The organism is Streptomyces sp. SM1, assembly GCF_002910825.1.
GTDB lineage: Bacteria > Actinomycetota > Actinomycetes > Streptomycetales > Streptomycetaceae > Streptomyces > Streptomyces okerensis.
The window spans coordinates 1-5,527 of record NZ_NEUB01000647.1 but is presented as its reverse complement, the minus strand read 5'-3'; the positions used below and the strand labels follow the sequence as shown (position 1 = coordinate 5,527).

The following is a 5,527-nucleotide window of genomic DNA, read 5'->3' as shown; positions in this document are numbered from 1 at the left end:
GCCCTTGGCGGCCCAGCGCGCGTCGGTGTCGTAGGGGGAGGCCAGGCGGATACTGCCGGGCGGGACGCCGTCTGTCTCGGCCTCCCGCTTCCTGACCACCTCCCGCCCGCGCGCATCGGTGTGCAGGTAGTAGGTCTGCACCAGCACCTGCCGCAGGGTCTGCACGGCCTCGATGTCGCGGATCCAGGGCGGGGCGGCAGGCGCGTAGGCCGCCCGGCACAGCGTCAGGGCGTCCTGGCCGAAGACGTGGGCCAGCTTCTCGCGCTTGGTCTGGGACGACGGCATCGTCCAGCCGTTGATCCGCTCGCCGTAGCGGTGGGCGAACTCCGCCACGTCGATCGTGTCCGACAACCAGGACGGTGCCGCGACCGCGAGTGCTTCCAGGGCCGCGCGGACGCTCTCCCCGGCCAGCTCCGTGCGGTTCAGGTCCCGCACCGCGCCGATGACGTGGGTGGCGTCGGTGCGCTGCCTGCCGCCGGCGGCCACCAGGCCGGCATCCTTGCAGTACTCCAGCAGCCGGTCGAACACCACTCGTTCCAGGCCGTGTTCGGCAAGGCGGGCGCGGAAGCGGGGCAGCACGGTGTGATCGAAGCCGGTGTCGGCGAGCTCCATCCCGAGGGCGTACTTCCAGTCGATGGCCCGCACCGTCATGGCCGCGGCCTGCCGGTCGGTCAAGTTCTCAGCGAACTGCAGCACCGTCACCAGCGACAGCACACCCGGCGACAGCCCAGGGGCGCCGCGCGTACCGAACGCCTCGGCGAACGGCTCGTCGGCGAACACCTCGGCCAGCCGGTCGCGGACCCGTATCGGCAGGCTCCCTTTGGGGAAAGCCTTGCGGGCGATCTTCGCGGTCTGCTCCGGTACCGGTGGCAGGGCCTTGGGCTGCATCGACATCTCTCACCCCTGCGGCCGAGGAACGGGGAAACCGGCCGCAGGGCCGATCATGCCGCAGCCATCGGACTCCGCGTCAGGAATTGCGCACCAGAGTCGAACAGTGCGACAAAGACCAGCAACCCGGCCTCCGTTCCGATCTCGGCCGCGAGCTGCACCCAAGTCGGGCTGTCCTGGGCGTAGTCGGTGATGTCGCGGTAGAGACCGCTGTCCACGAAGTCCATGGTCACGGACCGTATTCGAAGGGCCGGAACGGTCACACCCTGCGATCGTCGCATGCCGTACCTGACGAAAGTCGGGGGTGGCGGGACGGTAACCGGGATGATGATCCGGAAAAGTTGTGGATCTGAGCGGCGGGTGGGACAAGCGAACGCGCCGATCTCTCGTAAGGTTTGCGCCGTGGGATCTCTGCGCAATCCGGTCGGGCCGCTTCCCTCCACCATCTACTGGCGGCGGAGGGCCGTACTGCTGTCTCTGCTGGCCCTGTTGGCGTTGTTGATCACCTGGGTCGTCGTCTCCGGCGGTGGGGGCGGGGGCGGGGGCGGCGGTGACAACGGGGCCAACGGCAAGAGTCCCGCGCCCTCCATCACGGCGGGGCCGTCGAGTTCGGGGCCGGCGATCAGCCAGGCGCCGGGTGGCCGTGACGAGTCGGGTGACGGCGGGTCCGGCGGGTCGGACGGGTCGGACGGGTCGGACTCCGGTGGCTCTTCTCCCGGGTCCGGTGACGACGGAGCCGACGGCGACCCCGCGGACTCCGGCGGTACCGGCGACTCCGGTGGCGGTGCCGGGGGCAGCGCGGGTGGCGGTTCGGAGGGCGGTACGTCGGCCGGGGTCGGCGCGGGGGACGCGTTGCCGGCCGGGTCCGGGTCCGGGCTGCCCAACTGCACGGCGAGTGCGGTGAAGTTCAGTCTCCGCAGTGCCCGCAACGACTACGAGCCCGGGCAGACGCCCACGTTCCTGCTGACCGCGCGGAACACCTCCGGCAGCGACTGCAAGCTCGATCTCGGCCCGGATCGGGCGGTGGTGACGGTCACTCAGGCGAGCGGTGACGACACGTACTGGGCGTCGGACGACTGCCCGAAGGGGGCCCGGAGCCTGGTGTTCCGGGTGCCGGCGGCGGACAGCATCACCTACACGGTGAAGTGGGACCGCAAGGCGAGTGCGCCGGAGTGCGCGACCCCGAAGGCGGGGGCGGCGAAGGCGGGCACCTACCTGGTGGAGGCGAAGGCGCCGGGCTTCGAGAAGGTGCGGACGTCGTTCGTGCTGAAGGCGGCTTAGGGTCTGTCAGGCAGGCTCTGACCGCCGCGGGCGCCGGCCGGCCCCCTCCGGGAGGGGCGTCCCGCAAGAACGCCCGGCTGTGCGGCACCCCGGGCCGGCGCCGACGCGGCGGCCGGCACCAGGGGTGCGCTACACGTACCGCTCGAGGATCGAACTCTCCGCCAGCCGCGACAGCCCTTCACGCACGCTGCGCGCCCGCGCCTCGCCGACGCCGTCCACCGTCTGCAGATCGTCCACGCTGGCCGCGAGCAGCTTCTGCAGACCGCCGAAGTGCTCCACCAGCCGGTCGATGATCGCGCCCGGCAGCCTCGGCACCTTGGCCAGCAGACGGAAGCCGCGCGGGGAGACCGCCGAGTCGAGGGTCTCCGGGGAGCCGGTGTAGCCGAGGGCCCGGGCCACCGTCGACAGCTCCAGCAGCTCCGCGTGGGTGAGCACGTTCAGCTCGTGCAGGGCCTCGTCGACCGTGCGGGAGCGCTTGGCGGTGGGCTCGGGCACGTAGTCCCGCACGACCAGTTCGCGCTCCGGCTCCACGCCCGCGATCAACTCGTCGAGCTGGAGTGCGAGGAGACGCCCGTCGGTGCCCAGTTCGACCACGTATTCGGCGATTTCGGTGGCGATGCGGCGCACCATCTCCAGGCGCTGGGCGACCGCGGAGACGTCCCGGACGGTCACCAGGTCCTCGATCTCCAGCGCCGACAGCGTGCCGGCGACCTCGTCGAGGCGGAGCTTGTAGCGCTCCAGGGTGGCCAGCGCCTGGTTGGCGCGGGACAGGATCGCCGCGGAGTCCTCGAGGACCCGGCGGTGGCCGTCGACGTACAGCGCGATCAGGCGCATCGACTGCGACACCGAGACGACGGGGAAGCCGACCTGCTTGGAGACGCGGTCCGCGGTGCGGTGCCGGGTGCCGGTCTCCTCGGTGGGGATGGTGGGGTCCGGTACCAGCTGGACGCCGGCGCGCAGGATCTTGGACAGGTCGGACGACAGGACGATGCCGCCGTCCAGCTTGCACAGCTCGCGCAGCCGGGTCGCGGTGAACTCGACGTCCAGGACGAAACCGCCGCTGCACAGCGTCTCGACGGTCTTGTCGAACCCGAGCACGATGAGACCGCCGGTGTTGCCGCGGAGCACGCGCTCCAGGCCGTCACGCAGGCTGGTGCCGGGTGCCACGGCGCTCAGCGAGGCGCGCATCAGGCCCTCGGAGCCGGCGCTCCCGCCGGACTTTCCGGGAGCCGCTGCCCGGTCGTTGGCTGCCACTGCACTCCTCCGGTCGCAGGTTCTGGGCGCCCCCGTTTCGCGCACTCGGTTCGTACGGACGGGCGAGACCTGGGCAAAGTCTACCGGCGCTCCTCCTTTTCCCGTGGGGCCTCTTGGCGACGGGAGCGCGGAAGGACGCGCAGCGCGTCCCCCATGTCCGCCACTTCCAGTACCTTCATGCCCGGCGGGACCTTGCCCGGATCGCCCGGGACCAGGGCGTGCGTGAAGCCAAGACGGTGCGCTTCGGCGAGCCTGCGCTGGACGCCCGTGACCCGTCTCACCTCGCCGGCGAGGCCGACCTCGCCGATCGCGACGAGGTTCTTCGGCAGCGGGGTGTCGCTCGCCGCCGACGCCAGCGCCAGCGCGATGGCCAGGTCCGCGGCCGGTTCGGACAGCTTCACCCCGCCGACCGTCGCGGAGTAGATGTCCCTTTTGCCCAAAGCGCTGATGCGGCCGCGCTGTTCCAGCACCGCCAGCATCATCGACACCCGGGAGGTCTCCAGACCGGACGTGGTGCGCCGCGGGGAGGGGATCTGCGAGTCGACCGTGAGCGCCTGCACTTCGGCGACCAGGGGGCGGCGGCCCTCCAGGGTGACGGTCAGACAGGTGCCCGGGACCGGCTCGGCACGGCGGGTCAGGAAAAGCCCGCTGGGGTCCGCGAGGCCCGTGATGCCCTCGTCGTGCAGTTCGAAGCAGCCGACCTCGTCCGTCGTGCCGTAGCGGTTCTTGACGCCGCGCACCAGACGCAGGCGCGCGTGCCGGTCGCCCTCGAAGTGCAGGACGACGTCGACCAGGTGCTCCAGCAGGCGTGGACCCGCGATCGCCCCGTCCTTGGTGACGTGGCCCACCAGGAGCGTGGACATCCCGCGATCCTTGGAGGCCCGGATCAGCGCGCCCGCCACCTCACGGACCTGGGCCATGCCGCCCGGGGCGCCGTCGATCTCCGGTGAGGCCACCGTCTGCACCGAGTCCATGATCAGCAGGGACGGCTTCACCGCGTCCAGATGGCCGAGCACGGCGGCCAGATCCGTCTCGGCGGCGAGATAGAGATGATCGTCGATGGCGTGGATGCGGTCGGCGCGCAGCCGGACCTGGCTCGCCGACTCCTCGCCCGTGACGTAGAGCGTGCGGTGCTCCTCGCTCGCCGCCTTGGCCGCGATGTCCAGCAGCAGCGTGGACTTGCCCACACCCGGCTCACCCGCGACGAGCACCACCGCACCGGGTACGAGTCCGCCGCCGAGCACCCGGTCCAGCTCGGGCACCCCGGTGGAGCGGGCGGTGGCCTGACGGCCGTCGACCTGGCCGATGGGCAGGGCGGAGGTGGTGACCCGCCCGGGCGCCGTCGTGCGGACCGCGGGCGCCGCGCCGTACTCCTCGACCGTCCCCCAGGTCTGGCACTCGGGGCAGCGGCCGAGCCACTTGGCCGTCTGCCAGCCGCACTCGGTGCAGCGGTAGGACGGACGGTCCTTGGAGGTCTTGGTGCGGGCAGCCATGCGGAAAAGGTAGCCGCACCCTCTGACATCGACGGGGGCAGCCGTGTTCCGGTGGTCGTGGCCCGGCCTCCGGCCGGCGCCCTGCCGGGCCGTTCTCCCGCTGTCCGGCCCGCGCCGAGGTCCTCGCCGCCGCCTCCGGACGGGCGCTGCCCGTGGGTGGTGAAAGGTTCCTGTCCCCGTTTGAGGGATCGTTTCACCCGTACGGATTAAATGTGCCCGGGGGTCCGGAAGAGGCCGTCCGGAGGCGCCTACGGTCGCCGAATGACGAGCAGTGGCCCGGAGACCTCGCCCCGCACGACCGGAGCACGCCGGACGCACCGGGAAGTGCGCGACCGAGGGGCCGCGCGCACTCTGGCGCAGCGGCCGGCCACCCGCTACGAACCCCACCTGGACGGCCTGTTCACCTACTGCCTGTCCGTGCTGTGCGACCACGACGCGGCGACCGCCGCCCTGGCCGAGGTCCTCGCGCTCGCCGATCGCCGCGGCCGGAACGTCCCGGACGAACTCGGGAGCCGCAGGGCCTGGCTGTACGCGCTGGCCCGCTGGGCGTGTCTGCGCAAGCTGGCCGAGGCCAGGCAGAAACGCCCGGCCGGCCACGCCGTACGCCGCGC

General features: G+C 72.0%; 5 protein-coding genes and 1 pseudogene. 2 read left to right on the top strand and 4 right to left on the bottom strand.

Translation table 11 applies throughout. The annotated features are described in order from the left end of the window. Both B9S61_RS16850 and B9S61_RS16845 read right to left on the bottom strand, forming a co-directional pair. Positions 1-894: transposase (locus tag B9S61_RS16850; RefSeq protein ID WP_146064868.1), on the bottom strand; the 894-nt coding region annotated here is incomplete at its 3' end. A gap of 47 nt (positions 895-941) precedes the next feature. Beyond that, a complete protein-coding gene (locus tag B9S61_RS16845) occupies positions 942-1,121 on the bottom strand; it encodes a hypothetical protein (protein ID WP_219819924.1) in 180 nt (59 codons plus the stop codon). 169 nt (positions 1,122-1,290) lie between these two features. Here B9S61_RS16845 and B9S61_RS16840 point away from each other — a divergent pair, with 169 nt between their 5' ends. After that, a complete protein-coding gene (locus B9S61_RS16840) occupies positions 1,291-2,169 on the top strand; it encodes a hypothetical protein (protein ID WP_103543000.1) in 879 nt (292 codons plus the stop codon). Between the two features lie 129 nt (positions 2,170-2,298). Here B9S61_RS16840 and disA read toward each other — a convergent pair whose 3' ends face one another. Together disA and radA are read right to left on the bottom strand one after the other, a co-directional pair. Continuing rightward, the gene (gene disA, locus B9S61_RS16835) at positions 2,299-3,423 is read right to left on the bottom strand and encodes a DNA integrity scanning diadenylate cyclase DisA (protein ID WP_103542999.1); all 1,125 of its coding nucleotides are present in this window, start codon (positions 3,421-3,423) and stop codon (positions 2,299-2,301) included. Between the two features lie 80 nt (positions 3,424-3,503). Next, positions 3,504-4,916: a DNA repair protein RadA gene (gene radA, locus B9S61_RS16830; protein ID WP_103542998.1), complete on the bottom strand. Its 1,413-nt coding sequence runs from the start codon at positions 4,914-4,916 to the stop codon at positions 3,504-3,506. 261 nt (positions 4,917-5,177) lie between these two features. Here radA and B9S61_RS16825 point away from each other — a divergent pair. Then, positions 5,178-5,527 (top strand): annotated as a pseudogene (locus tag B9S61_RS16825) (hypothetical protein); the annotation flags it as partial.

What these genes read in the sequence shown, in the direction of transcription:
- radA (WP_103542998.1), bottom strand. Translation starts at nt 4,916, where the DNA reads ATGGCTGCCCGCACCAAGACCTCCAAGGACCGTCCGTCCTACCGCTGC.